Origin of the sequence: Microbacterium galbinum (assembly GCF_023091225.1) — a bacterium.
Classification (GTDB): domain Bacteria; phylum Actinomycetota; class Actinomycetes; order Actinomycetales; family Microbacteriaceae; genus Microbacterium; species Microbacterium galbinum.
Window position 1 is genome coordinate 1,680,783 of the sequence record NZ_JAHWXM010000001.1, and the last position, 26,477, is coordinate 1,707,259.

A 26,477-nucleotide genomic window follows, 5' to 3' on the forward strand; every position below is an offset into this window, starting at 1 on the left:
GTCGATCCTCACCGCGCCCGGGGCGCGTCTCACGTCTTCCGGCGGTGGGGCACTCGGCCCCGGTCATGCGTGTTCCACCCGCATCGTGCGGTCGCCGAAGCGCACGGTGTCGCCCGTGCGCAGCTCGGCGGGGTGCCCGGCGACGAGCGGCGTCTCGGCTCCGTCGCGGATGATCGCGCTCCCGTTCGTCGACGCACGGTCGACCACGAACACACCGCGGCGCGCGGGCATCACGGCCACGTGGGTCTTCGAGACCGACCGGGTCTCATCGGGAACGGGGATCAGCTGCGCCTCGCCCTCGCCCGCCGCGGCGGCGGGCGCGCGGCCGAACAGCGTTGTTCCGCGCACCTCGACGCGCGCGCCCGAGTCGAGCACGAGCACGGCGCGGATGCCGTCGCCGGCGTCGGCCCGGGGAACGGATGCCGGAGCGGGCACTGCCGGAGAAGGCGATGCCGGAGCGGGCACTGCCGGAGAAGGCGATGCCGGAGCGGGCGCCGCCGGGGCCGCGACCGCGGGGCCGGGTTCGACCTGCGCCGGGGGTGCGGGCTGCGCGACGGCGGGTCCCGGAGCGGGCGCCGCCGGCGCCTGGGGCGGTGCCACGACGGGCCCGGCCTGCACCGAGGCCGGCGGTGCGGGCGAGGGCACGGCCGGGGCGGGAGCTGCGGCCGGGGCGACCGGGAACGCGGGAGGGGCGCCGGTCGCGAGCGACGGCGGCACCGCCGCGACCATCGAGCCCGGAGCGGCGGCATCCGTCTGCTCCGGCTGCGGCGTCTGCGACCGATGCGCGCCGATGACCCCGCCGGAGAGACGCGCGCTCGGCACGTACTCGGCGGGGGCGTCACGGTCGACCGGGGTGGCGAGCGAGGGCAGCGGCGCCTTCTCCTCGTGCTCCGAGATCTTGACGCTCTTGCGGGCGATGCGCATGCGCTTCTGGTCGTAGGGGTTGAGGCCCCGGCGCACGTCGACGAACCAGGTGCCGGCGGCGAGGTCGAGCCACCCGCGCCCGCGACGTTCGATGTCGAAGAGCGGCGACAGGGCGATCACGAGCACCGGGCCGATCACGGGCACGATGAGCGAGGCGGAGGCGACGAGGTAGCGCACGACCGCTCCGCGCCAGAACTTCGGGCGTTCGAGGGTGCGCACGTTCACCGAGCGGATGCCGCACACCGCCTTGCCCAGCGTCACACCCTTTCGCCCGTGCATCACCAGTTGCACGATCACGTAGGCCAGGGTCAGCACCTGCGAGACGGCCAGCGCGACGATCACCCAGACCAGGTCGCCCCGGGCGAAGAACGCATCGACGTCGAACCCGCCGGAGGCGATGTCGGCGAGGATCGGAGGCAGCACGATGAGGGCGGGCAGGGCGAGGAGCACTGCGACGGCCGCCTCGAGGAGCGAGGCGAGCACGCGCGATCCCTTGCGCGCGGGGAGCAGCCCGAGCGAGGCGGCGTAGGCGGGATCCGGGCGTCCGTGCGCGTCGAGACCCTCGACGACGGACGCGCCGTCGTCGATCTCCCAGATCACTCCTGCTCCCCTTCGACCTCGTCGGCGTGCGAGATGTCGAGCAGCGGGAGGTCCTCGCGACTGACGAGACGCGAGGCGATCACGTGCTCGACGAGGCGGGCACGGCGGTTGGTGGCGAAGCTGCGCTGCCCTCCGCGCATACCGGGTACGCCCACGCGGTCGAACTTGTCGCACACGTTGTCGAGCTTGCGGTTGAAGCGGGTGACGGTCCAGCCCAGGCGCTCGGCGGCCTTCACCGACGTGGGGATGTCGCTCATGCCCGTGCCGTCGCGGCGCAGCTGCGGCTCGGCGAGCGCGAGGATCAGCAGCTTCTGGCTGAGGGTCAGGGGCACGTCCCCGATGGTCGACGCACCGCCGTCGTCGTGGTCGCGCCGGGTCGCGCGGAACGCGGGCTCGGCGGCGTGCAGGGTGAGCTCGTAGGTCGTCGGCCCCGCGCTGAAGACCACCGTGGTCTTCTCGAACACCAGCGGCAGTCGGGCGCCAGGCGCGAGCCAGGCCTGCACCCCGCCGGCCGAATCGGTCACGGTCGCCGTCAGCCGCGTGCCGACGTTCGACAGCCACCACAGCCCGTCGGCATCCGTGATCTCGAGGAAATGCCGGTGCAGGAAGAGGTTGTCGTCGAGCTCGAGATCCCCCTCCCGGCCCACGATGAATCGTCCCCCGCGCTCGATGGGGAAGTACTCCCCGGCGAACTCGACGGTCACTCCGGTCGTACCGCTCACTCCACGCACCCCCGTACCGGCTCCGAGGCTCTTCCGTCCTCGCGCCGAAGCATCACTTCGATGCACACGATATCGCCCGCCGGGCTCTCGACCTGCACCGTCGTCTCCGCGGTCTGCTTCTGCTCGCCGACATCGTCGAGGCGCACCTGGTGCCAGAGGTAGCTGTCGCCCTCCTGCGGAGAGGGGTTCGTCCAGGTGAACGTGACGGTCGAGCCCTCCCGCGTGCCGGTCGGCGCGGCGAGCGTGGGCACCACGTCCGGCACGACGTCCTGCGGCTGCGCGTCCTCGGATGCCTGAGGGGCGGGTTCGGGCTCGAGACCCGCGACGAGCAGGTTGAGTCCGACGATTCCGCCGATCACGAGCACCACCGCTGCGGCGGCGAGACCGATCCAGAGACCCGTGCGCGAGCGCCGGGCACTCGTCGCCGCGGGCGCGGGAGCCGCCGGGGAACCGGGTGCCGGCGGAGCCGGGACGAACGCCGGGGTCTCGGGCGCGACCACCTGCGGCGCGCGGAGCAGAGTGTGCTCGTCGTCGGGGACGGGCGGGGGCACCGGCGCGGCCGAGGGGCGCAGCTGCGTCTGCTCGAACGCCGAGGGCGCGACCGGTGCGTCGAAGCGGGGCACCTCCGGCGTGCGCGGCGGGGTGTGGCGCTGCGTCGTGGCCGAGGGCCGCGTCGACGTGGCCATGTCGGGGTCGATGCTGACGACCTCGCGCACCCGGGTCAGGCCGTCGTCGTCGTCTTCGAGCTCTTCGGCGGACGGATGCTCGTCGACGATGTCGATCGGGGTGACCGAGTGCGACAGCTCGATCTGCACCTTCTGCAACGCCCGCGCGAACGCGACCGCGCTCGGGAACCGGTCGTCGGGGTTCTTCGCCATGGCCCGCTCGAGCAGCCGCTGGAGGCTCTCCGGGGAGTCGGGTCGGCCGAGGTGCGGCAGGGCCGCGCGCTCGATGCGCTCGATGAGGTCGGCGCTGGAGTTGCGCTCACCCGGTCGCTCGAACGGCGAGCGCCCGGCGAGCAGCGTGAACAGCGTCGCTCCGAGTGCCCAGACGTCGGTGCGCGGGCCGCTCGTGGGCGGCTCGGCGAACGACTCGGGCGGCGACCACGGGATCGACATGCCGGATGCCTCGGTCGTCGCACCGGTGGTCGACGCGATGCCGAAGTCGGTGAGGGCCGGGCGGTTGTACTCGGTGACGAGGATGTTCGCCGGCTTGATGTCGCGGTGCAGCACCCCGGCGCGATGCGCCGTCTCGACGGCGCCGGCGACCTGCACGCCGACACGCAGCGCCTCGGCGACCGAGAACGGCTCCTTGCGGGCGCGCAGCTGCAGGTTCGGGCGCGGGCAGTACTCCATGACGAGGTACGGGCGGCCGTCGCCCGCGACACCGGCCTGGTAGATCGTGACGATCGCGGGGTGCGTCGAGAGCATCGCCATGACGTTGGCCTCGTCGGCGAACTCCTGGGCGGATCCGCTCGAGATGCGGTCGGCGAGCAGCACCTTCACGGCGACCCGGCGGCGCGGCATCTCCTGCTCGTAGAGGAAGACGTCGGCGAAGCCGCCCGTGCCCAGCGGCTCCACGTAGGTGAAGCCGGGAAGGACGGGCGGCGGTGACGGGCGACGATTCACGGCAGGTCCTCGAAGGCGACGGTGATCCCGTCGCCGAGGTCCACCACGTCGCCGGTGAGCACGAGCGTCTGCTCCCCCGGGTGCAGGCGCACGGGGTCGGCGCCCGGACGCAGCAGCGTCGACCCGTTCGTGGTGTGCAGGTCGATCACGACCACGGTGTCGCCCTCGGGGCGCACCTCGAGGTGGCTGCGGGAGATGTCCTGCTGCGGGCTCTCGACCGCGATCAGGTGCGGGAGGCTCGCCCCGCTCGCCCGCGTGGAGCGCGGACGACGCCCGATGATCACGGTGCGATCGAGTTCGACGACCTGTCCGCTCGACACCCGCAGTCGACCGATGGTCGGGCCGTCGGATGCTCCCGCGACGGGCAGCACGGCGGTCGGCGTCTCGTCGGCCGAGGCGGGCTGCTGCCGCAGGGCGCGCAGTTCGGCGGCCGAGATCGTCGCACCGTCGTGGTCGCCCTGGGCGGGGAGTGGCGGTACCGGCGGGGCATCGGCCGGCGCCGGTGCGGTGTGCACCGTCGCCCCGAAGAGCTGGTCGAAGATGTCGTCGTCGTCGGGGGTGATCGTGTCTTCGGTGGGCACCAGGGTGGCATCCTCGATGACGGGCAGAGGAGCCGAGTCGGAGGACTGCTCGGGGATCTCCTCGGTCACCGGCGCGACCGGCGGCTCAGCCACGGGGGCATCAGCCACGGGAGCATCCGGCACGGAAGCATCCGGCACGGGAGGCGCGGCCGGAGGCGTCACGGCCGAGGGAACGGGCGGTGGCGTCACGACCGGGGGCGACACGACCGGGGGCACCGGGACGGCACCGACGAGCGGGGCGCTGACGGCGGCATCACCTCCGAGCGCTGCACCTCCGAGCGCTGCACCCCCGAGCGCTGCACCTCCGAACAGGGCGAGCGGCACCGGGGCGGCGGCGAGCGCCGTGGCCGAGGCGCCCTCGTGCGTGGCGACGACGACCGGCGCCGGCCCGAGCGCACCCGTCAGCGGAGCGGCGTCGTCGGATTCGAGATCGGCGCTCACCGCGGCCGCGCGCACGATTCCGGTATGCACCGGCAGGCCCGCGTCGCCCTCGACGGTCTCGACGGTGATCTCGATGCGCGTGGCTCCGCCGATGAAGCGCTCGCTCCACGTCGTCACCTCGGCGCCGGAGAGTTCGTGCGCGCCGTCGACCGCGGTCACGCGGGCGGCGACCCCGCCGCGCAGCGCGATGCGCACATCGGCGCCCTCGGCGACCGCCGCGACGAACGGCGGCAGCGCGGTGAACGACCCGCCCGCCTGCGTCGTGAGCACGTCGACCACCGTCGCCAGCGTCTTGTGCGCGGGGAGCCGCTCCCAGAGCGTCGACACGACCTCGGTCGGGGCATCCGGCGGCAGCGCGACGAGCGCGCCGGGGATCACGATGAGATTCCACTGGCCCGGGCGATAGATGGTCTGCATCAGCGACCCCCTCCTGCTGCGGCTTCACGCGGACGCGTGTTCATGTCGATGTCGTCGTCGGTGGCGAGCAGTGTGCCCGGGCGCGAGGCGACCGAGACGGCATCGGCGATGACGACGGTGATGTTGTCGCGCCCGCCGGCGGCCACGGCCGCCTCGATGAGCGCGTCGGCAGCCCGCTGCGGGTCGGGCGTCGTGCCGAGGATGTCGCGGATGCGCTCGTCCGACACCTCCGAGGTGAGGCCGTCGGAGCACACCAGCATCCGATCGCCCAGCTCGGCCGGGAACATCCAGTAGTCCGCGTCGCCGGTGCTGGAGGCGCCGATCGCCCGGGTGATGATGTTGCGCCGACGATCGGTGAGTGCGTCGAGCGGCGTGAGCTCGCCCGCCTCGATGAGTTCCTGCACGACCGAGTGGTCGACGGTGATCTGCTCGAGCTCGCGGTCGGCGAAGCGGTAGGTGCGCGAGTCTCCGATGTTCACCGCGAGCCAGTAGCCCATGCCGTCGACATCGGCGATCACGACACCGCTGAGCGTCGTGCCCGCACGGCCGTTGCCCGAGGTCGACAGCTCCTCGACACGCTCGCGGGCCGTGGCCAGCGCCCGGCGCACGTCGTCGAGTTCGAGCGCCGCGCGCCCGATCGAGAAGGCGAACTCGGCGATGACGGCCGCGCTCGCGCGCTCCCCCGCCTCATGCCCGCCCATGCCGTCGGCGACGACGAACACGGGCGAGGTGGCGAGGTAGGCGTCCTCGTTGAGCGGTCGGCGCAGACCCGCGTGCGTCGCCGCGCCCGACGAGACGACCAGTCCGGGCCTCATGCGTAGCCCCCGACCGTGACGATGCGGTCGCCGATCTCGATCGCGTCACCGAGCCGGATCGGCACGCGCTGACCGGGCGGGCAGGCGATGCGCTGACCCTCGCGCACGATCGTGGTGCCGTTGGTCGAGTGGCGATCGAGCACCCATCCGCCCGAGGTCTCGGCGGCGGCCTCGAAGTGCGTCTTCGACAGCGAGAGCGTCTCGTCGCGCACCGCGACCGTCGCCGCGCCCTCCTCCGGGGAGGGGTTGCGGCCGAAGACCGTGCGCCGCGAGACCGAGACGCGGGTGCCGTCGTCCCACGTGAAGACGAGACGGTGCCCGGGGATGCTGATGCGGGTCGACTCGACGTCGGGGTCGTCGACGAGCGGTGCCGGGGCGGGAGCAGCCGGCGCGGCCGCGGCGGCCGGGGCGGGCGCGGCAGGCGCCGGTGCGGCGACCGGTGCCGGGGGCGCGGGCGGCGTCGGCGCGGATGCCGGGGCGACGGGCTCGGGCTCGGCGGGGGCCGAGGCCGAGGCCTGGGGCTGCGGCGGGCGGGGCGGAGCATCCTGCGTCACGCCGGGGACGAAGGCGATCAGGTCGCCGCCCTCGCCGATCGGCGCGGCCGGTGCCACCGGCGTCGCCGGGGCGGGGAACACGGGCGCCGACGGCGCGTAGGCCTCGGCCGGAGCGGGCGGGCTCTGCGGAACCCCCGCGGCGGCGGGAGGAGCAGCGGGCGACTGACCGGGAGCGGCCGGCGGTGCGTAGGGCGAGACCCCCGCGTGCGGGGCCGACGCGTGCGGGGCCGGGGCATGCGGCGCCCCGTACGATCCGGGGTGGGGCAGACCCGGGATCGCGGGCGGCTGCGACGGAGCGGTCGGCGCGGGGGACGTCGGCGACGCACCGTCGACGGTCGGCATCGCCGTGGTCGCCGGCGCCGTGATCGGCACGATCCCGCCCTCGGCGCGGGCGTCGAGCACGAGCGAGCGGCCGACCTTGTCGTGCCATCCCTGGAAGCGACCCGATCCGTCGAACAGCGGCGTGAAGTACCCCACGACGATGCCTGCGGCGAGACCGAAGATGATGTTGCGCAGCAGGGCGCGGCCGAAGCCGATCGACGACCCGTCGGTCTCCGACACGAGGCGCAGGCCCTGAGCGCGCATGCCGATGGAGCCCGCACCGGCCTGCATGTTCGTGTAGACCACGAACCAGCCCAGCAGCACGAGCCCGACGAGCGGCCCGCCGATGGTCACCGTGAGCAACGACGCCTCGAGCCCACCCGAGAGCGCGGTGGCGATGCCGAGCACCACGCTGAGCACGATCGCCAGACCGCCGGCGATCAGCGCATCGATGAGGTACGCGACCGCGCGTCGGGAGATCGGGGCGATCTGACCGAAGGGGAGCTGGGTCATGGGTTCTCGCTCTCGGGGGCGGTGGTGCGGTCGTTGTTCTCGATGGTGCCAGGTTCGCGGCGTGCGCGCGCGTCCGCGGAGTCGGCGACGCGGGCGGCCGCGGCATCCTTCAGGTTCTGGAAGCCGTGCGAGAGAGCCGTTCCGCCGAGGAGCGAGCGCAGATTCGCCCGCGCCTTCCAGCGCCGCCAGAAGCCGGCCTCCTTGCCCAGGCCGCCGACGATGTCGTCGACCTCGCTCCAGAACGCCTCGACATCGGCGGGCGTCGGATCGGTCGGGCCGAAGATCTCGGCATCCGCCCGCTGCGCCAGCGCGGCCGCCTTCGGCACATCGAGCGTGGCGACGACGGTCGCGGCGTCCTCGACGCGCGTGCCTCCCGGAGCGATCCGCGCGCCGTAGTCGGTCGCACGATCGGTGAGCTCGTCCCACCCGCCGCTGATGCGGTCGGAGGTGCGCGCGGCGCTGCGACGCGCACGGCGCTTGGCCGCCTTCCACGCACCGATCACGATGAAGGGCGAGGCGAGGATGGCGAGGATCGCGAGCGTGATGCCGCCGATCGCGAGGATCGCGCCCAGGATGCCGAGGATGTTGAGCGTCTCGTCCTCGGACTTGCGGTCATCGGGCAGCGTCGGGGGCAGATCGACCGGCTCCTGCGGCGGGGGCGGCGGCTGCAGCACCTGCGGCTTCGGATCGACGCGCGGCTTGGTGTTCTGGTCGTTCGGCACCTGGTCCTCGGGAGGAGTCGGGTTGAACGGCAGCCAACCCACGCCCTCGAAGTTCACCTCGACCCAGGCGTGGACGTCGTCGCCGGTGGCGGCGAACTCGGCGGCCTTCGCGTCTTCCTCGTCGGGGTAATACCCCATCACGACGCGCGCGGGGATGCCGACCTCGCGGGCGAGCAGCGCCATCGCGACGGCGTACTGCTCGTCGTCGCCGATCATCTGGTCGCCGCCCACGAGGGTCGAGATGCGCTCGGCGGTGTGGCCGGCGCGAGAGATGACCTCGCCCTCCAGACCGTGGCTGAAGAACCCGCCGTCGGCCAGCATCGTCTCGAGCGCCCGCACCTGCTCGATCGGGGACTCGGCATCCGCGACCGTCTCGGCCGCGAGCGAGGTGAGCTCCTCGGGCACGTTGCTCTGCTTGGGCTGGGTGACGTTGCCGAACTCGACCTCGGCGAGCCGGTCGTCGTCGATCTCGTTCGGGATGACGGTGTCGACCGTGTAGGTGTCGCCCGCCGTGAGCCGCGGCGTCGCCACCGCGGTGCCGGTCTCGGTGTTGTAGAACGTGCCGCGGCGCAGCTCTTCGGCGCGGTCGCCCGTGTACTCGATCTCGGAGACCGCACCGGCATCCGGCACCCACACACCGCCGTACTCGGCGATCTCGACCTGCAGCGTGACCGGGATTCCCTCAGCCTCGGGCGACATGTCGGAGCGCAGCGGCGTGAACGCGCTCGACGACCCCGGTCCCCCGTCGGTGACGTTGTAGACCATGCCGTCGAACTGGTCCATGACCGCGATGCGGATGCGCGCCTTCTCGGGCAGGCCCCGCACGGTGAAGAGCGTCTTGACCTTCTCGTCGCGCACGTTCTTACGGAACGCCTGCAGCGGGCTCGGGTAGTCGCGGATGTCGAACGGCGGGATGATCACGTCGCGGAACACGTGGCGGGTCTCGGCGGGAGCGGCGATGGCCGACGAGGCGATGCCCGCTCCCGCGGCGATCGCGAGCACGGCCGCTCCGGCCAGCAAACGGCGCAGGCGCATGTGGGCGGCACGCGAAGGGTCGACCTCGCTCACCGAGACGGCCGAGTTCTGCGGGGCCCACAGCTGACGCAGTGCCATCCAGGCGATGGCCACGACCGCAAACACGAGTCCCTGCACGAACGGGAACGCCGCCTCGGGAGTGCCGAGCGCGATCACCAGCACGAGCAGCGTGCCCGCGGGGATCAGCGCCCAGGCCACGTTCGACAGCCGAAGAGCGAGCGAGGCCGTGACGGTCGACGCCACGAGGGCCAGCAGGAACGGTACGAGCAGGTGGCCGTCGGCGGCCGAGACCGGGGCGACGGTCGTGAGCATCTGCTTCCACGACGTCACCACGCCCAGCGCGAGCTTCTGGAGCGTCTCGATCGTGGGCACGAAACCGGCGATGGTCGTGCCGGGCAACGCGAGCGCCCCACCGAAGACGAAATACACCGCGATCGTGAGACCGGTGATGATCAGGATGCCCCAGCGACGCCAGGCCGAGACGCCGGCGACCGCCAGGCCGAGGAGGAGTCCGCCGATCGCCGCGGGCAGGAACGACCCGCCGGCGAAGGTCGGCCAGAAGCCGAGGAGTATCGCGCCGACGAGCAGGGCGGTGGCGAGGAGATCGAGGATCCAGCGGCGCAGCGGAAGGGCGGTCGGCGCAGCCGGGATCGCGGGCGCGGTCATGCGAGCACCTTCTGCAGGGCGAGGGGGATCTGCTCGAGCGCGCCGATCGTGACGACGTCGGCGTCGCCGATGCGCCGCAGCTCGGGCGAGGAGAGCGTGGAGTCGGTGACGATCGCGAGCACCCGCGCGCCGAAGGGCAGGCGCGCGCACGCGAGCCGGAGATCTTCGGTGCGCACCTTCGATCCGCACACCAGCACGACGATGCTGGCGAGCGGCATGCTCGCGGCGAGCACGCCGGCGAGTTCGGCGATGCCGCCCTCGCGGGGCTTGGAGTTCTCGACGGCCGAGAGCGAGTCGAGCAACTGCTTGCCGGTGCTCGAGGGCAGCTCCCTGCCCTGCACCCGCATGTCGACGCGCTGCGAATCCCGCAGCGCGCGCAGGCCGATCGATCCGGCGGCCGAGATCGCGAGCTCGAAGTCCTCGTCACGGGCGTAGTCGCCGGTCGAGCGCGAGAGGCCGATCACGAAGTGCGAACGACGGGTCTCCTCGTACTGCCGCACCATCATGGTGCCGGTGCGGGCGGTCGACTTCCAATGCACGTGACGCAGGTCGTCGCCGGGCTGGTACTCGAGGAGGGCGTGGAACGAGACGTCGTCGCGCGACAGGTCGGCCGCCGGCATCCCCTCGAGGTCGCGCAGGAAGCCGAGCGACTGACCGTCGAAGAGGATCGTGCGCGGGTGCACGAACAGATCGACCGGGTCGTCGCTGCGGCGGGCGCGCTCGAAGAGACCGAGTGGATCGCCGCGCACGACGCTCACCGGACCGACCTTCACGACGCCGCGCTTCTGCGTCGGGATCGCGAAGAGCTCCTCGGCCTCGGCTCCCGGGGCGAGGCGCTGGATGCCGAACTCTCCTCGTCCCGACCCCACCGGCAGCACCACGCGCGAGGGCAGGATGGCGCGCGTTCCGAGGTTGGCGAGCTTCAGGGCGCCGATCGCCCGCTCCCCCACCACGACCCGGGTGCGGGCGAGATCGAGCGAGACGTCGTAGGCCGTGCGGCCGATGAGGAACAGAGCGCACAGCGCGACGACGATCGCGATGACGAGGGCGGTAATCGTGAACTCCACCCACCCGGCGACCTGCCCGAGGATCCAGAACCCGACCGCCAGGCCCATGAGCACCCACGCGAGCGGACGCACCGCCTGCGCGATGAGACGGAGGCGCGCGAGCATCCGCACACCGACGACCGCCGCGATGTCGCGCCAGCCGGCGTCGCGGTCGATCGTGGGGTGCGTGCTCTGCAGGGCCTCCGTGGTCATCAGGCCGCCGTTCGCGCCTGCGGGGCCGCCACGGAGTCGAGAACCCGCGCGATCACGGTCTCGCTCGACGTTCCGGCGAACTCGGCCTCGGCGTCGAGCAGCATGCGGTGCTGCCAGACGGGGCGGGCGAGGACCTTGATGTCGTCGGGCAGCACGAAGTGGCGGCCGTGGGCGGCGGCCCAGACCTTCGCGATGCGGATCATCGCGATCGCCCCGCGCACCGAGACTCCGAGGCGGGTCGCCGAGTCGGTGCGGGTCGCCTCGGCGAGCTCGGCGGTGTACCGCAGCACGGCGGGCTCGACGTGCACGGTCGCGGCGAGGTCGGCCATGTCGGCGACCGCGCTGGTGGTGATGATCGCGCCGAGGCCGGCGGAGGGGTTGCGGTCGGATGCCCCGGCCAGGATGCTCTCGGTGACGGCGAGGTCGGGGTAGCCGATCGACGTCTTGATGAGGAAGCGGTCGAGCTGGGCCTCGGGGAGCTTGTAGGTTCCGGCCTGCTCGATGGGGTTCTGCGTCGCGATGACGAGGAACGGGCGCCCGGTCTCGTGCGTGACGCCGTCGACGGTGACGCGCGACTCCTCCATGACCTCGAGGAGTGCGGACTGCGTCTTCGGCGAGGCGCGGTTGATCTCGTCGGCGAGCACGATCGACGCGAAGATCGGCCCCTTGTGGAACTCGAACCGGTGCTGCTGCTGGTCGTAGATCGTGACGCCGGTCACGTCGGACGGCAGCAGGTCGGGGGTGAACTGGATGCGGGCGCTGGTGCCCTGCACGGTGGCGGCGAGAGCCTTCGCGAGGCTCGTCTTGCCCGTCCCCGGCGCATCCTCGAGTAGCACGTGCCCCTCGGCGAGCATCGCGGAGATCACCAGGCCGACGATCTCCTGCTTGCCCTGCACCGCCTTGTCGACGTTCTCGACGAGACGGTGGAAGGTGCCCTGGAACCAGGTGGCCTGCTCGGGAGTCATGGTCATGAGTGTGTCGTTCCCTGTTCTCGTGGGGTGTCTTCGCGTGCGGGGGTGTGGTGCGGCATCACTGCCAGACCCTGTGCTCGTAGGCCGTGCCGTCGATGACGACCCAGGCCTCGATCGTTCCGCGGCGCATGCCGAGATAGCAGCCGATCTGCTGCTCGAAGTTGCCGTTGCCGTCGGTGGTGACGTTACGTCCGCCGAACGTGCCGCCGTAGGGTGCGGGCGCGTTGCTCGCACACTGCAGGTACATGGTCTTGTTGGGCGGGAAGTCGCGCATCGTGACGTAGAAGTACGCGCAGGTGCCGTCGTTGCAGTTGTCTTGGCCGTTCGCGTTACCGCTCGAGGTGACCCAGGCCTTGGGCGGCGGCTTCGAGCCGGAGGTCTCGCTGGCGGATCGTTCGATCGTCTGACCGGCGGAGTCCGTCACGCGCACCGTGATGGAGTGCTGCTGGCTGTAGCCGTTGCCGACCGTGCGCGAGCCGGTCGCGCCGACGTCCTCCCATCCGCCGCTGTCGATCCGGATCTGCACCGAGCTCAGCTCGCGGCCGTTCATCGACTGGTTGCCGTTCCACTCGAACGTGACGCTCGTCGCGTTCTGGCGGGTCGAGAGCCCCGGCTGACTGAGCGGCCCGTAGGGACGGCCCGACCGCGTGGCAGAGCCGTCGCTGGCGTAAGTCGTGCCGTCGACGGTGGCGACCGCGCGCAGCACCACGTTGTAGGTCGTGCCGTTGGTGAGGCCCGAGATCACGTTGTTGCCCGGGATGCCTGCCCAGCTCCCCCCGCCGTTGAGCGAGTACTGGTACTGCACCTCGTTCTCACGGGCGCCGTTGCGCGCACCCTGCGTCCACGCGAGCGTGAGTGCCCGGTCGCCGTCGGTGACCGACGAGAACGACGGCGCACTGGGCTTGTTGACGCCACGGCGCGGCGCCGACATCGGGCTCCACTCACCCCAGCCCGCCTTGTTGATCGCGCGGATGCGGTAGGTGTACGGCGTCTCGGAGGTCGAGACCGTGACCGCCTGCGTGCGCGCTCCTGCATTCGGAGTGAGGGTGTTGCGGAGGGTGTTGCCCTCCCACACCTCGAGCTGGAAGGAGTCGATCGCGTCACCGTTGGCGCTGCCGGGCTCCCACGAGACCTGCATCTGCGCCTGGTTGCCGACGCCCTGGATCTCGGCGGTCGTGGGCGCGGCGGCGGGCATCGGGGGCCCTGCCGGGATCTCGGATGCCGACCATCCGCTCCAGCTCGACGGCTCGGGCGCACGATTGTGGGCCTGAACGCGCACCTGGTAGTTGCCGCCGTTCTCGAGGCCCTCCCAGGTCATGGAGTTGCCCGTGACCTGCTTCTGCGTCACGCCGGACGGCGGGGCGGGCGAGATCTCGAGGGTGTAGCTCTCGACCGGCGACCCCGGGGTGGTGGGCGTCTGCCAGCTCACGTCGAGCGACTTGTCGCCGAACTTCAGGGTCGGCGGGTTCGGGGTGTCGGGGCGCGCGTCCGGCCGCGCGATCGCCGAGCCGCCCGAGGGCTCGGACTCGCCGACGCGGTTGGTGGCCGTGACCTGGAACGAGTACTCGACGTTGTTGGTGAGGCCGTCGAGGGTGCAGGTCGTCGAGCCGCACTCCTTCGAGTACGGATTGCCGGTCACCGAGCGCACCGTGTACTTCGTGATCTCGGCGCCGTTGTTCGAGGGTGCGCCGTACGAGACGACGACCGTGCGATCCTGCACGCTCGACACGGTGGGAGTGCCCGGGGCATCCGGCACACCCTGCACGGTCACGATGATCTGGCCGTTGGCCTCGCGGTCGGGATCCTTCGTGGCGTCCTGGATGCGGTAGCGCACGACCATGGTGCCGACGAAGTCCGCGGCGGGAGTCACCACGACCTCGTCGCCCTGCACCTCGGCACCGCCCGACCCCGACTCGGTCGACGCGTTCATGAGCTTGAGCGGCGTCTCGGGGAACGGGTTGAAGTCGTTCGCGAGCACGGGCACCGTGATGCTCTTGCCCTGGTCGGCCTCCGAGATCGTGTCGGTGTTGGCGGCCGGGAGCGGACGCGTCGACGCCCCGACGCGCACCGTCACCGTGCCCTCGACGGGGTCGGTCGTGCCGTCGGAGATCTCGAGCTTGAGCGAGGCGACCGTGCCCTTCGCGACATCCGAGCCCGCCTCGACGAGCAGCTCCTGTCCGTCGATCCGCGCGCTGATGCCGTCGCCCGCGCCGCTGACGTACTTGTACGTGTGCACGCCGGCGTCTTCGGGATCGGGGTCGGTCGTCAGCGGCACGAGATCGAGGCTCACGGGGTCCTCGCCCGCGGCGACGACCATCTCGGTGCCGATGAACTCGGGCTGCTGGTTGTCGGGCGGCAGCACGTTGATCGGGATGCTCAGCGTGGCCTTGCGCCCCTCGGGGTCGTCGGGCCCGGTGCCGTCGGTGACCTCGAAGGTGAGCGCGTCCTGCCCGAAGTAGCCGTCGGCCGAGGTGTAGACCAGCGTGGTCTCGTCCTGCACGAGGTCAGCGCCGTTCGCGTGCACGGCGCTCACGCGGGCGTGCTCGGTGATGCGGGCCGTGCCGCCGCCGGCGACCGTCACGTAGTCGGCGAGCGGCACTTCCTTGGTCTCGCCGCTCATGACCTCGAGCGGCTCGGTGGAGTCGAGGATCGGGCGCAGGTCGGATTCGGCCGGCACGAAGATGAACGCGGATGCCTCGAGGCCGTCCTGGTCGGTGAGGGTGTAACGGATGAGCTGGAGCTCTTCCGTGACGGTGACCCGCACCATCCCGTTCTCCAGCTGCGTCGCGCCCTCACCGAGGGTCACCTCGAGCCGATCGGTGGTGCCGTCGGGGTCTTCATCGTTCGCGAGGATGTCGATGTCGGCATCCATCGTCCCCTCGGTGAGGTCGGTGGGCCGCACGCGGTCGTCGCGGGCGATCGGCGCCTGCAGCGGCACGTCGTCGTCGACCGTGATCTGCAGCGCGGCGGTCGCGGTCGCGCCGCGGGTGTCGCGGATCGTGTACTGCAGCGAGGTCTCGAGCGGACGATCCGGCGCCTGCACGAGCACGCGATCGCCCGAGACGCGCGCTTCGATGCCCGTCTCGGTGGGCACCTCGAGGCCGTCTTCGACCAGCACGATCTTGTCGCCCTCGGGGTCGGAGTCGTTCTCCATCACGGGCACGGCGATCTCACGACCGGGTCGCACGACGACGGCATCCTTCACCGCATACGGCGCCTGGTTGACCTTCTCGGCGGGGGCGATGCCGACGCGGATCGTCGCGATGCCCTCCTTGCCGAGGCGATCGCGCACGCGGTACTTGAACACGTCGACACCGGCCGAGCCGTCGAAGGCCTCGTAGGTGAAGTAGTTCTGCGCGGTCTCGGTGATGCGGCCCTTGGTCGGGTTGGAGGCGATGTCGATCAGCTCGACCGAGTCGCCGTCGGCGTCGATGCCGTCGAGCGGCACCGCGATGTTGGCGGTCGACCCGGCGAGCACCCGCGCCACGAGGTCCTGCGGGCGCGGAGCGGCGTTCGTCTCCTCGTCGACCGGCAGGATCTGGATGGTGACGTAGCCGGCATCCTTCTGTTGACGTGAATCGACGGCTTCGTAGGTCAGGTAGACCGTCTTCGCGACCGGGCCGGCCTTGAAGCGCACCGTGTCCTGCGACACGAAGGCCTCGCCGTCCTCGGGATCGACGAGCGGCTCGACGAGCTCGGGCACGACGTGCAGCACGTCGTCATTCGGGTGGGTGTCATTGTCGAGCACCGGAATCGTGACGACGTCACCCGCGCGCACGGTCGCGGTGTCATCGTTCACGACGGGTTGGAGCAACTTGTCGGGCGCCGGGATCGGGATGACCACGACCTCACCCTCGGCCGACTTCGAGCCGTTCGAGATGCGATACGTGATGCGCGCCTGATCGGTCAGCGCACCCTGGTCGGTGATGCGCAACGTCTCGTGGTTGATGACCGACACAGAGATGCCGGAGTCCTCCTCGATCGACACCGACTGCACGACGAGGATGCCGCCCGCGGGGTCGACGTCGTTCGCGAGCACACCCACGAGCACGTCGCCACCGGTGGGCAGAAGTGCGACGTCGCGCACGGCGACCGGGGGCAGATCGGTCTCGGTCGCCTCGAGCACGTCGACGCGCACGATGCCCTCGCCGTTCTCGGGACCGGCCGTCGCAAGGTACAGCACGTAGTAGGTGTCGGCCTTGTCGGCGCTGAAGGTGAACGTCTTGTTCGGGGCGTCGGGCAGCACGGTGGCGCCGGTCACCTCGCTCACGCGACCGAGGCGCAGTGGCTCGCGGCCCGAACTGGTGTCGTTCGCGAGCGGGGCGATCGTGACCTGCTCGCCGACGCGGGTCACCACGTGATCGGCGTTCGTCTTCGGTTTCGTCGATCCCTCGGGGCGCACGTCGAGGGTGAGGGATGCCGTCGCGCTCTCGCCGTAGCCGTCGGCGACCGTGACCTGCACCTCCTTGCGGCCCTGCAGACTCGCGGTGGCCTTGTAGGTGATCTGGCCGTCGGTGCTGAAGTCGACCTCGTCACCGGGAGCGGGGACGACGTCCTTCAGATAGACGTCGTCGCCTTCGGGATCGATCCAGTCCGGGAGGATGTTGTACGAGACCGTGCCGCCGGTCTCGATCGTGAGGCTCGTCTTGCGCTTGGGCACGGGAGCGGTGTTGATGCTCTCGTCGTAAACCGTGAGGGTGACGGTCGCCGTGTCCTTGCCGTCCCGACCGTCGTCGGCCTCGTAGGTGAAGGTCGCCGAGCCCTTCGCATCCTCTGCGACGGCGATCTGCAGCGAACCGCCGTTCTGCACCTGCTGGATCTCTCCGATCGACGGCTGCGCCTCGACCAGCGTGGCGACCAGCACGTCGCCGTCGGGGTCGTTGTCGTTATCGAGCACCGGGAGCATGGTCGTGACACCGGGGCGCACGCCGAACGAGTCGTCCTCGGCGATCGGAGGGGTGTTCTCCTCCTTGCGCTCGGGCAGAGTCGTCTCGACGGTCTCCTCGGTGGAGTCGTCCTCGTTCTCGGTCTCGCCCTCGGGCGGGGTGAGGTCGTTCCAGTTATCGACGCGCTGCAGGCTCTCGTCGGCCAGCCAGGCCGCACCGCCGACGGCGTCGTTGAGGATGATGACGTCGCGGTTCACGCGGAACACCAGGCTCTGCGACTCCTCGGCGCCCTCGACCGTCGCATTGACGTCGTTGGTGCTGCCGGGGCATTCGCGGATGAACGTCGCCGTCCCCGCCCAGGCGCCGTACGTGCAGCCGCGCAGCCAGACCGGCGCGGTGGGAGTTCCGGTGCCCCCGGCCTGGGTCGTGCTCGGCTCGCTGCCGTCGAAGGGCAGACGCACCAGGGCATCCGGGGTGGCGATGGCGACGGCATCCGTCTCGGCGGATGCCTGCTGCAGCACCGCCTCGTTCGCCCCGGGGAGTTCGGCGCGGAAGCCGCCGGGAGAGGTGACGATGCCGGCTGCGGCGTCGAGCACGACCGGGGTCGTGCCGACCACGGTGATGGTGGGCCGTGCGGAGGTGTCGATCTCGCCGACGGACGCGGCCGAGGGGGCGCCCGCCTCTCCCTCGGCGTCGACGGGGACCGTGACGACCTCGCCCCGCTCGGCCGAGAGACCGTAGACGGTTCCGTCGGTACCGACCGCGACGTCGGCGTCGGCGCCGAGCTCGGCGACCGGGTCCTGCACCTCGGGTTCGAACCCGGGCACGCCCTGCACGGGGACGACCCACAGCTCGCCCGTCTTCTGATCGAGGATCGCGGTGGTGCGGTTGCCGAGGGCGACCTTCGAGGCGGCGGGGATCGCGGCCGAATCGCCGAGGGCGACGCGGGCGGGATCGACCGCGGTCATCGTGGAGGCGCTCTCGTCGACGACGAGGATGTTCGTGGCATCCTGCAGGATGTCGTAGTTCTCACCCGTCGTGCGCAGCCCGCCGTCGAGCACCGTGGACTCATGGTTGAAGTGGCCGACCAGCAGGCTCGACGTCTTGGTGATCCAGACACCGCCGTCGTTCAGGTCGACCTTGGTGGTCGGGAAGCCTTCGTAGGTGAAGGCCATGGTGGTGATCGCGATCACACCGACGGTGACGCCGGCGGCGGACGCCAGCGTCTTCGGTCGCGCGCGCATCCAGGACAGCGCCTTCATTCCGTGTTCCCCCCACAGGTCCGTGCTCGACTGGGGCCGAACGGCCTCGGGCCGCTCGGCGCACCTGATCATCCTAACCGCGCGCTGGAATACCGCCGCATGGGGAGAGTTCCCCATGCGGTTCGGTACGTGTCAGGCGAAGCGTCGCGGCGTCAGGCGAAGACGACGAAGCCGAGCGTCACGAGCCCCGCGACCGACACCGCGCACGCACCGACGAAGGCGAGGAGCGCCGTGCGACTGCGGCGCACTCCCTGCCGCGCCACGGATGGGAGCCCCGGGTCCTCGATGCGGGTCGGTGCCGGACCGCCGCCGACCGCGGGCGGGGCCTTCGGCACGAGGGGAGCCGGGCGGGGCTTGTAGATCGCCGGCGGCTCGGGCTCGGTGGGGCGCTCGAACGAGACCGGTCCCCGAGGGATCGTCGCATCGAGGTCGGACGGATCATCGAACACCGTGGTCCGCCGGCGACGCAGGCCGCGCCGGGGACGCACGATCGTCTCCTCCAGACCCGACGGCGCGACGGCAGCGCCGCCCGAGCGATCGACGACGACCGTCGACTCGTCCGGCTCGAACGATGCCGGGCGGGCGCGGTCGACCACGACGGTCGCCTCGTGGTCATCGTCCGACGATGTGTCGCGGGTACGGTCGACGACGATGGTCGCCTCGTCGATGTCGGATGCCGCGGGGCGGGAGCGCCCGACGAGCACCGTCGCCTCGTTGTCTTCCTCGACGTGCGCCCCGGCATCCGTCTGCGACGACGCCGGCTGCGACTCGGCATCCGCCTGCACGGACTCCGCCTGCTCGACCGCGCGACGACGGTCGCGTCGCGTGACGATGACGGTCTCCTCGTCGATGCTCTCGTCGGTCATCGCGCGCGCACCGGGATCGTCGTGCCCTCGAGCATCGAATCGGTGCCGACCGACACCGCCAACCGGCCGGCCGTGTCGTCGTCACGGCCGGCGCGCAGGCCGCCGGCGACGACGTCGATCACGACGACCGAGACGTTGTCGCGTCCGCCCGCCTGCAGCGCCCGGCGCACCAGAGCGGATGCCGCGGTCTCCGGGCGTCCGCACATCGTGAGGGTGGCGCGGATCGCCTCGTCGCTCACCTCGCCGCTGAGACCGTCGGAGCAGAGCAGCAGGCGCTCGCCGTCGATCACCGGGAGGAGCCAGCTGTCGGCCTCGCTGTCGGCCGCGCCGATCGCGCGGGTGATGATGTTGCGCTGCGCGAAGGTCGCGAGGTCTTCGGGACGCATCTCGCCCGCGTCGACCATCTCCTGGCCGAGCGAGTGATCGATCGTCAGCTGCACGAGATCGTTGGCGTGATGGCGGTAGACCCGCGAGTCGCCGACGTTGAAGACGAGCCAGTGCGGCAGTCCTTCGTGCTCGACCAGGGCCACGCCCGAGACCGTGCTGCCGGCTCCCTGCTTGTGCGCGGCGGCGATCGACTCGACCACGGCGGTCGCGCGTCCCAGCGCCAGACGCACGTCATCGATCGTGACGGCGGTGCCCCGGAGTGGCTCGAAGGCGGCGACCACCGCGGCGCTCGCCCGGTCGCCGGCCTCGTGCCCGCCCATGCCGTCGGCCACGAGGAACACGGGGGCCGCGGTGAGCAGGGAGTCCTCGTTCGCGGCGCGCTTGAGACCGGTGTCGGTCAGTGACGCGACATTGAGGACGACCTGTTCGACGGTCACGAATCGCGCTCCGCGATCACGTGCATCCCGACCTCGCCGAGGATGAAGCGTCCGGTTCCGACCACGCTCTCGCCCGGGTCGAGCAGCACCTCGGTGCCGTCCTCGGCCACCACGACGACGCCGTTGGTCGCGTGCAGATCGGTCAGCCGCCACTCGTCATCGGTGACGACGAGTCGCGCGTGGGTCTTCGAGAGGGTGCGGGTCGCATCGGTGATCGACAGACGCTGCTCGCCCGGATCGCCCACCGGGTTGCGTCCGATCACGACGCTCGCGCCCGAGAGCGCGAAGCTGCGGCCATCGTCGAGCACGAGTGAGCGACGCACTCCGCGCTTGCGTGCCACGACGACGGTCGCCTCGAGGTCGTCGTCGACGGCGACCTGGCGGGGCTTGATGATCGTCTGTGCGAGGTCGTCGGCGAGCAGGTCGTCGGACTCGGCGTCGTGCGCGAGCAGAGCCTCCGCCGCCGACGTCTCGGTCGGCGCGGCGGGAGCGACCGGAGGAGTGGCGATCAGGGGGACGGGACGGATTCCGGGTGCCGGGGTCTCCGTCACGGGCGGCACCGTCGCGGCCGGAGCGGCCGGGGGCGCCGGGGGCGTGAAGACGGGCGGGGTCGGGGCGAAGGCGGGCGGCAGCGGGAACTCCTCGGCGGGACCCGCGGGTGCGGCCGGAGCGGCGAGAGGCACCGGGGCGGCGGCCGGAGCGGGCGGAGCGGCCGGCGGCGCGGCCGGAGCGGAGACGACCGGCGGCTGCGGAGCGGGTGCCGTGGGCGGAGCAAAGGACGGAGCCGGCGGCTGCGGGGCGGGGGCAGGCGGCTGCGGCGCGGCCTCGGACGGCGCGGCCACGGAAGGCTCGGGCGTGGAAGACTGCGGAACCGGGGGCTGAGGCGCAGACGCGGGAGCCTGCGGGGCGGGGGCGAACGCCTGCCACTCGGCCGGGATCCCGGCGTTCCCGGCGGGCGGGGCGGATGCCTCCGACCCGGCGTTCGTCGAGCGCGGGGCCGGGATGAATCCCCCCGACGGAGCCGCTCCGGCGTGTGCGGAAGCGGGGCGCTGCGGCGCGAAGGCCGGGAGCGCATAGTCGCGGGTGTCTCCGGTGGTCGGTTCGAGCAGCGGCTGGGGCGTGCGGCGCGGCCCCGGCTGCAGGGCCGCGAGGCGGTCGCCCTCCGGGTACGGCGGCGCCCCGGCGGCGAGGATCGTCGCCCACACGGGCGGCAGCAGGATCGCGAGCACCGTCGACCCGGCGCCGCGACCGAACTGCTGGTTGATCCGATGCGTCGCGATCACCTTGAGATAGATGCCGTAGATCTGCACGATCGGGATCAGGTAGAACACGACCTTCCAGGCGGCGACGCCTCCGCGCGCGAGGATCTCGGCCTCGTTGAGGATGGGCACCCAGCCCTTCCACGCCTCTCCCCCGAGCCGCGGGAACAGGCGCGACAGCGCCACCGCGTACCAGACGTAGATCCCGAGGCCGAGGAGCAGGCCGACACCCCATCCGATGAGGAGCATCGAGAGCAGTCCGGACTCTGCTGACGGTGTCATAGGGTCTCCTTCTGCCGGTCGTGGGGCGAACCGGCTACTGCGAGCGTACCGATCACCGGACGGCGACCCGCGAAACGAGGACCGCTCGTCGGCCTCGCCCGGCTCAGCAACGAGGTGAGGCGCACCCGCGCGACCAGCCGCCGCCACCGGCTGTCGGCCGTCGACAGCGCGGCTCGTTCGTCGTCGACGATCTGCCAGGCGGCGACGGCATCCGCATCGGTGGGCGGATGCCCCGCGAAGATGCCGCGGTCGACGAGCACCGCGAGCCGCACAGCGGCCGAGCGATCGGTCGACCGGGCGCGCTGCACGCGCGTGCCCTGGGTCTGCAGGGCGACGTCGTGATCGGTGTACAGGTCGACGAGCTCTTCCCAGGCGCCCGCGAGCCGCACCTCGGGATCACCGGCGTCGCGCCGTGCGCGTGCCCGGCGGCCCTTCGCGATCAACAGCACCAGCAGGGGAAGCGCCAGGAGCACGAGCGCGAGGACGCCGAGACCGACGGCGCGCAGGATCGGCAGCAGAACGGCCAGGAACTCCGATTCGGGGGCCTCCAGCGGCGGAGCGTCGTCGTTCGAGTCGCTCTGCGCCTGCGGCGGATCGAGCGCCTCCGAGCGCGGCTGCTCCGGCACGGTCGGATGCTCGGGCAACTGCTCGCCCTCGGTGATCGCACTCGGCAGCATCGCGTACTGCGGCGTGACGTCGATCGGCATCCATTCGCCGCCGGTGGACCGCACCTCGACCCAGGCGCTCATGCTCTCGCCCGTGCAGACCTCGGTGCAGGCCGGGATGCCGGGCACCTCCTCGGCGCCCGCGAGACGCGCACCGATGACCACGCGCGACTCGAGGCCCCAGTGCTCGGCGAGCAGCGCGGCGGCCGTCGAGAACTGCTCGTCGTCTCCGATCGCCGACACGAGCAGCTCGGGCGCGGCATCCGACCCGGCCCGCCGCTCCTGCTCGACCATCGCGGTGAAGACCTCTTCGATGCGCGCCGCCGAGTGACCGGCATAGCTCGAGGCGAAGCCGTAGCCCTCCGCCCCGTCGAGTGCGGCGATCCACCCGGCCGACGCGGCGTCGTCGAGCACCGCGTGGCTGAGGTAGCCGCGCGAGCGCAGTCGGTCGATCAGTTCGACGTAGCCGGCGCCGGTGCGCGGCTGCTCCTGCATCTCGGCCCACTCGACCAGCGCGGGGAACGCGTCGGCGTCGAGCGTCGAGTCGCCGCCCTGCAGCGGCGCGATCCCGTCGCCGGTGGCCGGAGCGTCGACGAGCACCGAGTACCGGTCGCCCGGAACCAAGCCGCTCCCCCCGCCCGGAGCATCCGCGATCGTGATGGCCGTGTCGCCGTCGGCGTCGATGTGGAACCCGTCGGCGAGAGCATCCGCCCGTGATCCGGCGAACGCCGGCGCCTCGGCGAGTCCGGCGGGGGTCGGAACCCAGATGCCCCGGTAGGCATCGCCCACCGTGATGTCGAGCGCGATACGACCCTCGCCCGGGCCGGCCGTGCGCGGGAGCCGGCTGAAGCGGTCGTCCTCGGCGATGTGGAAGTCGTTGCCGTCGTAAGCGTCGAGCGTGACGAGACGGACGCGATCGACGGCTCCGGGGTCGCCCTGCACGCCGAACACGGTCTCGTCGAGGCGATCCCCCGCGAACCACGCGCGGTAAGAGCCGAGTGGGCTGGTCTGCTGCTGCACGACGATCATCGGCTCGACCTCGTCGCGCAGCACCGATCGGTCGGTCCAGCCGGCGGCGACGGGGGCCGCCGCGACGCCGGCGACGAGCGCGACGACCACGAGCGCGCCCGCGAGCAGGTGCCGGCGGATGCTGAGCCACACCGGTGCCGCCCGGCGCGAGACGCCGGTCGCCGCGACGATGCGCAGCGCCTGCGCCCGCTCGATGCGCGCCCGGCCGATCACCCAGACCAGGGCGGCGGCGAACACCCCCACCCCGATGAGCCACTCGCGCGGAGCGGGCACCTCGATGCCGAAGACGACGACCGGCGAACTCGTCGCGCTCAACCCGAAGGCCACTCCGAAGACGCTCATCGCGGCGACGACCGGGACCGCCGCCAGGGCACGACGCCCGGGATGGAGGGCGAGGAAGGTCGCGAGGAATCCGCCGAACAGCATCACGACGAGGAACGGGATGAGCACCGCCTGGTACTCGCCGAGCGGCGGGGCCAGGGTCAGCATCTGCTTCCAGCCGAGCACGACGCCGAACACGGCGTCGCGCAGGCCGCCGAGGAACGCGGGCACCGACGACAGCGCCGAGGGGATCGCCAGGGGGACGGCGACGATCAGGTACATCGCCACGGCCGCGAGCGCGGCGAGCAGAGCGCCCCAGCGCAGCATCCGCGCGAGGACCGCCACCCCCATCCCGAGCAGGCCGCCGGCGACACCGACGACGAGCGCGCGCGGCGACTCGTACACCGGCCAGGCGGCGGCCGTCGCGAGCGCGATGCCGACCGCCACGAAACCGAGCGCCCAGAACGTGAGGGCCGAGAACCGGAGTGCGGGGCCGTTCGCACCCCGGAGAGGCGTGCGCGTGCCGCTCATCGGAGCGCTCCTCGGGCCAGCATCTGCGGCAGATCGCCGAGCGCTCCGAGGGTCATGACCGACAGCTCGCGGGCCGTGCGCATCGTGGGCTGCTCGCCGAGCTCGCTGCGCACGGCGACGGCGTCGACCTGGGCGGGCAGCTTCACCGCGGCGTGCCGCAGTCGCTCGAGCGGTGTGCGCGATCCGGTGAGCAGGAAGCCGATCGAGAGGTCGGGGTAAGACTGCACCGTCAGCGCTGCCACGGCCTCGAGGCGCATGACCCGGTCGGACGCGTCGAGGGTCGAGGTCGCGTCGAGCATCGCCTTCGGGGTGACGGTCGGAAGGGTGCGGATCGACAGCACCTCGGTGCGACTGTGCTCGGGGATCTCGTTGCTCACCGAGAACAGCACGTCGCGGCCGTCGCGCACGCCCTGCAGCGCGAGGGATGCCGCGGCGCTCACCGTGTTCTCGAACTCGTCGTCGCTGTCGTACGACTCGGCGTCGAGGTCGAGGATGATCGCGATGCGGGCGTGCCGGGACTCCTCGTACTGCCGCACCATGATCGTGCCGGTCTTGGCGGTCGACTTCCAGTGCACGTGGCGCTGCGAGTCGCCCACGACGTACTCGCGCACGGCGTGGAACGACAGGTCGGCGTCGACGAGCGTCGTGCTGGGGGTGCCGTCGAGGTCGCGGATGAGCCCCGCACTGGTGCTCGGGATGCGCACGGTGACCGGGTGCACATGGATGCGCTGCACCTCGGGCCAGCGCATCTCGCGGCGGAGGATGCCGATCGGGTCGCCACGCGTGATCGTCATCGGCCCGACGTCGATCACGCCGCGACGGTGCGCCGCGATCGTGAGCTCTTCGCGGTGGTGCCCGTCGGGGCGCAGCAGCGGCACGTGCGCCTCGACCAGGCCCTCGCCGACCGGAACGTCGACCACGCCGGGCAGCGACAGGCGGGTGCCGTTGTTGCGCACGTCGAGCGTCGCGCCGATCTCAGCCCCCGCGACCACACGATCACGGTCGAGAGCGAGGTGAATGCGGTAGTCGTGCGCGCCCAGCACGAAGGGCACGCACACGATCAGGAGCACCAGCGCGATCGCGGCCACGGCCCACGCCTCGACCCAGCCGAAGAGCAGTCCCGCGACGACGCCGAGTACCAGGGCCGCGGCCACGAGCATCCCCGCGGCCGTCACCGTCTCGCGCACCCAGCCGGCCGTGCGACGACCGGCGCGCGTCACGGTGCGAGCCGCTCGGCGCATGCCGAACACCGCTCCCCGCACGGGGCCGCGGCGCGTACGCGAGTACCGCGTCACCGTCGCCGTGCGCGTCGAGGTCGACGTGCCGGCGGTGGTGCGGGTCAGGCGCGATTCGGTGTTGAAGCTCACGCAGTGCCGTTCTCGCGCGGGGGTTCGACGTCGAGCAGGATCTGGCCGACCACGGCCACCGCGGTCACGCCGTCGAACTCGGCCTCGGGCTCGAGCACGAGTCGGTGCGCCAGAGCGACGACGGCGAGCTCGCGCACGTCGTCGGGGGTGGCGTAGGTGCGCCCGTTCTTCGCGGCCCAGGTCATCACGAGCCGCGACAGCGCGATCGCACCGCGCACGCTGGCCCCCAGACGCACCTCGGATGCCCGGCGCGTGGCGTCGACGATGCGCATGATGTAGTCCGAGACGAGCGGGTTCACGTACACGCCGCGCGCCATCTCGGTCATCGTCAGGATGGTGTCTGTGCCGACGATGCCGTCGAGCACGCGGGTCGGCTGCGCCGCACCCTGCAGGATGCGCATGGTCGCCGCGTCATCGGGGTAGCCGATCGACGTCTTGATCATGAAGCGGTCGAGCTGCGCCTCGGGCAGACGGTAGGTACCGCCCTGCTCGATGGGGTTCTGCGTCGCCATCACGAGGAACGGCGAGCCGACCGGGCGGGTGACGCCGTCGACCGTGACGGTGCCCTCCTCCATGACCTCGAGCAGCGCGGACTGCGTCTTGGGGCTCGCGCGGTTGATCTCGTCGGCGAGCACGATGTTCGCGAACACCGGACCCGCGTGGAACTCGAACGTGCCCTCCTTCTGGTCGTACACGGTGATGCCCGTGACGTCGCCGGGGAGCAGGTCGGGGGTGAACTGGATGCGCGTGCTCGTGCCCGAGATGGTCTGGCCGATGGCCCGGGCGAGCGCGGTCTTGCCGGTGCCCGGGTAGTCCTCGAGCAGCACGTGCCCCCCGCTGATGCCCGCCGCGAGCACCAGCTCGACGATGTGGCGCTTGCCGAGCACGACCTGCTCGACGTTGCCGGTGAGGATCGAGAACGTCTCGGCGAACCAGGCGGCCTGTTCGGGGGCGATGGTCACGGGTGCAGCGGAGGAAGCAGGCATAGGAGCAACAGTATTCTTCTCGATGGTCTC

16 protein-coding genes are annotated in these 26,477 nt (G+C 71.8%); all 16 read right to left on the bottom strand.

The genetic code is table 11. The features are described 5' to 3' along the window. Positions 1 to 63: 63 nt before the first annotated feature. A complete protein-coding gene (locus tag KZC52_RS08120) occupies positions 64 to 1,524 on the bottom strand; it encodes an RDD family protein (protein ID WP_247623534.1) in 1,461 nt (486 codons plus the stop codon). Beyond that, complete coding sequence (locus tag KZC52_RS08125) at positions 1,521 to 2,246, bottom strand: hypothetical protein (protein WP_372491565.1); 726 nt, start codon at positions 2,244 to 2,246, stop codon at positions 1,521 to 1,523. The genes KZC52_RS08120 and KZC52_RS08125 overlap by 4 nt, the downstream gene beginning before the upstream one ends. Beyond that, complete coding sequence (locus KZC52_RS08130; protein ID WP_247623536.1) at positions 2,243 to 3,874, bottom strand: serine/threonine-protein kinase; 1,632 nt, start codon at positions 3,872 to 3,874, stop codon at positions 2,243 to 2,245. Before KZC52_RS08130 ends, KZC52_RS08125 begins: the two co-directional genes overlap by 4 nt. Further along, a complete protein-coding gene (locus KZC52_RS08135; protein ID WP_247623537.1) occupies positions 3,871 to 5,313 on the bottom strand; it encodes an FHA domain-containing protein in 1,443 nt (480 codons plus the stop codon). Before KZC52_RS08135 ends, KZC52_RS08130 begins: the two co-directional genes overlap by 4 nt. Continuing rightward, positions 5,313 to 6,128 carry a PP2C family protein-serine/threonine phosphatase gene (locus KZC52_RS08140; protein ID WP_247623538.1) on the bottom strand — a complete coding sequence of 272 codons (816 nt, stop codon included), beginning with the start codon at positions 6,126 to 6,128 and terminating at the stop codon, positions 5,313 to 5,315. The genes KZC52_RS08135 and KZC52_RS08140 overlap by 1 nt, the downstream gene beginning before the upstream one ends. Continuing rightward, complete coding sequence (locus KZC52_RS08145) at positions 6,125 to 7,516, bottom strand: RDD family protein (RefSeq protein WP_247623539.1); 1,392 nt, start codon at positions 7,514 to 7,516, stop codon at positions 6,125 to 6,127. Before KZC52_RS08145 ends, KZC52_RS08140 begins: the two co-directional genes overlap by 4 nt. Then, positions 7,513 to 9,939 (bottom strand): transglutaminase TgpA family protein, encoded by a 2,427-nt coding sequence (locus tag KZC52_RS08150; protein ID WP_247623540.1) that lies wholly within the window; start codon positions 9,937 to 9,939, stop codon positions 7,513 to 7,515. The genes KZC52_RS08145 and KZC52_RS08150 overlap by 4 nt, the downstream gene beginning before the upstream one ends. Further along, positions 9,936 to 11,198, bottom strand: a complete 1,263-nt coding sequence (locus KZC52_RS08155; protein WP_247623541.1) for a DUF58 domain-containing protein — start codon at positions 11,196 to 11,198, stop codon at positions 9,936 to 9,938. The genes KZC52_RS08150 and KZC52_RS08155 overlap by 4 nt, the downstream gene beginning before the upstream one ends. Beyond that, complete coding sequence (locus KZC52_RS08160; RefSeq protein WP_247623542.1) at positions 11,198 to 12,169, bottom strand: AAA family ATPase; 972 nt, start codon at positions 12,167 to 12,169, stop codon at positions 11,198 to 11,200. Before KZC52_RS08160 ends, KZC52_RS08155 begins: the two co-directional genes overlap by 1 nt. 58 nt (positions 12,170 to 12,227) lie before the next feature. After that, positions 12,228 to 18,317, bottom strand: a complete 6,090-nt coding sequence (locus KZC52_RS08165) for an Ig-like domain-containing protein (protein WP_247623543.1) — start codon at positions 18,315 to 18,317, stop codon at positions 12,228 to 12,230. 152 nt (positions 18,318 to 18,469) lie between these two features. Next, on the bottom strand, positions 18,470 to 19,183 hold the full coding sequence (locus KZC52_RS08170) for a hypothetical protein (RefSeq protein WP_247623544.1): 714 nt from the start codon (positions 19,181 to 19,183) through the stop codon (positions 18,470 to 18,472). Next, positions 19,180 to 20,007, bottom strand: coding sequence for a PP2C family protein-serine/threonine phosphatase (locus KZC52_RS08175; protein ID WP_247623545.1), 828 nt, complete (start codon positions 20,005 to 20,007; stop codon positions 19,180 to 19,182). Before KZC52_RS08175 ends, KZC52_RS08170 begins: the two co-directional genes overlap by 4 nt. After that, complete coding sequence (locus tag KZC52_RS08180) at positions 20,004 to 21,548, bottom strand: DUF5684 domain-containing protein (protein WP_247623546.1); 1,545 nt, start codon at positions 21,546 to 21,548, stop codon at positions 20,004 to 20,006. Before KZC52_RS08180 ends, KZC52_RS08175 begins: the two co-directional genes overlap by 4 nt. Beyond that, on the bottom strand, positions 21,545 to 24,094 hold the full coding sequence (locus KZC52_RS08185; protein WP_247623547.1) for a transglutaminase domain-containing protein: 2,550 nt from the start codon (positions 24,092 to 24,094) through the stop codon (positions 21,545 to 21,547). The genes KZC52_RS08180 and KZC52_RS08185 overlap by 4 nt, the downstream gene beginning before the upstream one ends. Continuing rightward, on the bottom strand, positions 24,091 to 25,461 hold the full coding sequence (locus tag KZC52_RS08190) for a DUF58 domain-containing protein (RefSeq protein WP_247623548.1): 1,371 nt from the start codon (positions 25,459 to 25,461) through the stop codon (positions 24,091 to 24,093). The genes KZC52_RS08185 and KZC52_RS08190 overlap by 4 nt, the downstream gene beginning before the upstream one ends. After that, positions 25,458 to 26,447, bottom strand: coding sequence for an AAA family ATPase (locus tag KZC52_RS08195; protein ID WP_247632997.1), 990 nt, complete (start codon positions 26,445 to 26,447; stop codon positions 25,458 to 25,460). The genes KZC52_RS08190 and KZC52_RS08195 overlap by 4 nt, the downstream gene beginning before the upstream one ends. Positions 26,448 to 26,477: the final 30 nt, after the last annotated feature.

What these genes read in the sequence shown, in the direction of transcription:
- KZC52_RS08135 (WP_247623537.1), bottom strand. Translation starts at nt 5,313, where the DNA reads ATGCAGACCATCTATCGCCCGGGCCAGTGGAATCTCATCGTGATCCCC.
- KZC52_RS08140 (WP_247623538.1), bottom strand. Translation starts at nt 6,128, where the DNA reads ATGAGGCCCGGACTGGTCGTCTCGTCGGGCGCGGCGACGCACGCGGGT.
- KZC52_RS08145 (WP_247623539.1), bottom strand. Translation starts at nt 7,516, where the DNA reads ATGACCCAGCTCCCCTTCGGTCAGATCGCCCCGATCTCCCGACGCGCG.
- KZC52_RS08150 (WP_247623540.1), bottom strand. Translation starts at nt 9,939, where the DNA reads ATGACCGCGCCCGCGATCCCGGCTGCGCCGACCGCCCTTCCGCTGCGC.
- KZC52_RS08155 (WP_247623541.1), bottom strand. Translation starts at nt 11,198, where the DNA reads ATGACCACGGAGGCCCTGCAGAGCACGCACCCCACGATCGACCGCGAC.
- KZC52_RS08160 (WP_247623542.1), bottom strand. Translation starts at nt 12,169, where the DNA reads ATGACCATGACTCCCGAGCAGGCCACCTGGTTCCAGGGCACCTTCCAC.
- KZC52_RS08165 (WP_247623543.1), bottom strand. Translation starts at nt 18,317, where the DNA reads ATGAAGGCGCTGTCCTGGATGCGCGCGCGACCGAAGACGCTGGCGTCC.
- KZC52_RS08170 (WP_247623544.1), bottom strand. Translation starts at nt 19,183, where the DNA reads ATGACCGACGAGAGCATCGACGAGGAGACCGTCATCGTCACGCGACGC.
- KZC52_RS08180 (WP_247623546.1), bottom strand. Translation starts at nt 21,548, where the DNA reads ATGACACCGTCAGCAGAGTCCGGACTGCTCTCGATGCTCCTCATCGGA.
- KZC52_RS08185 (WP_247623547.1), bottom strand. Translation starts at nt 24,094, where the DNA reads ATGAGCGGCACGCGCACGCCTCTCCGGGGTGCGAACGGCCCCGCACTC.
- KZC52_RS08195 (WP_247632997.1), bottom strand. Translation starts at nt 26,447, where the DNA reads ATGCCTGCTTCCTCCGCTGCACCCGTGACCATCGCCCCCGAACAGGCC.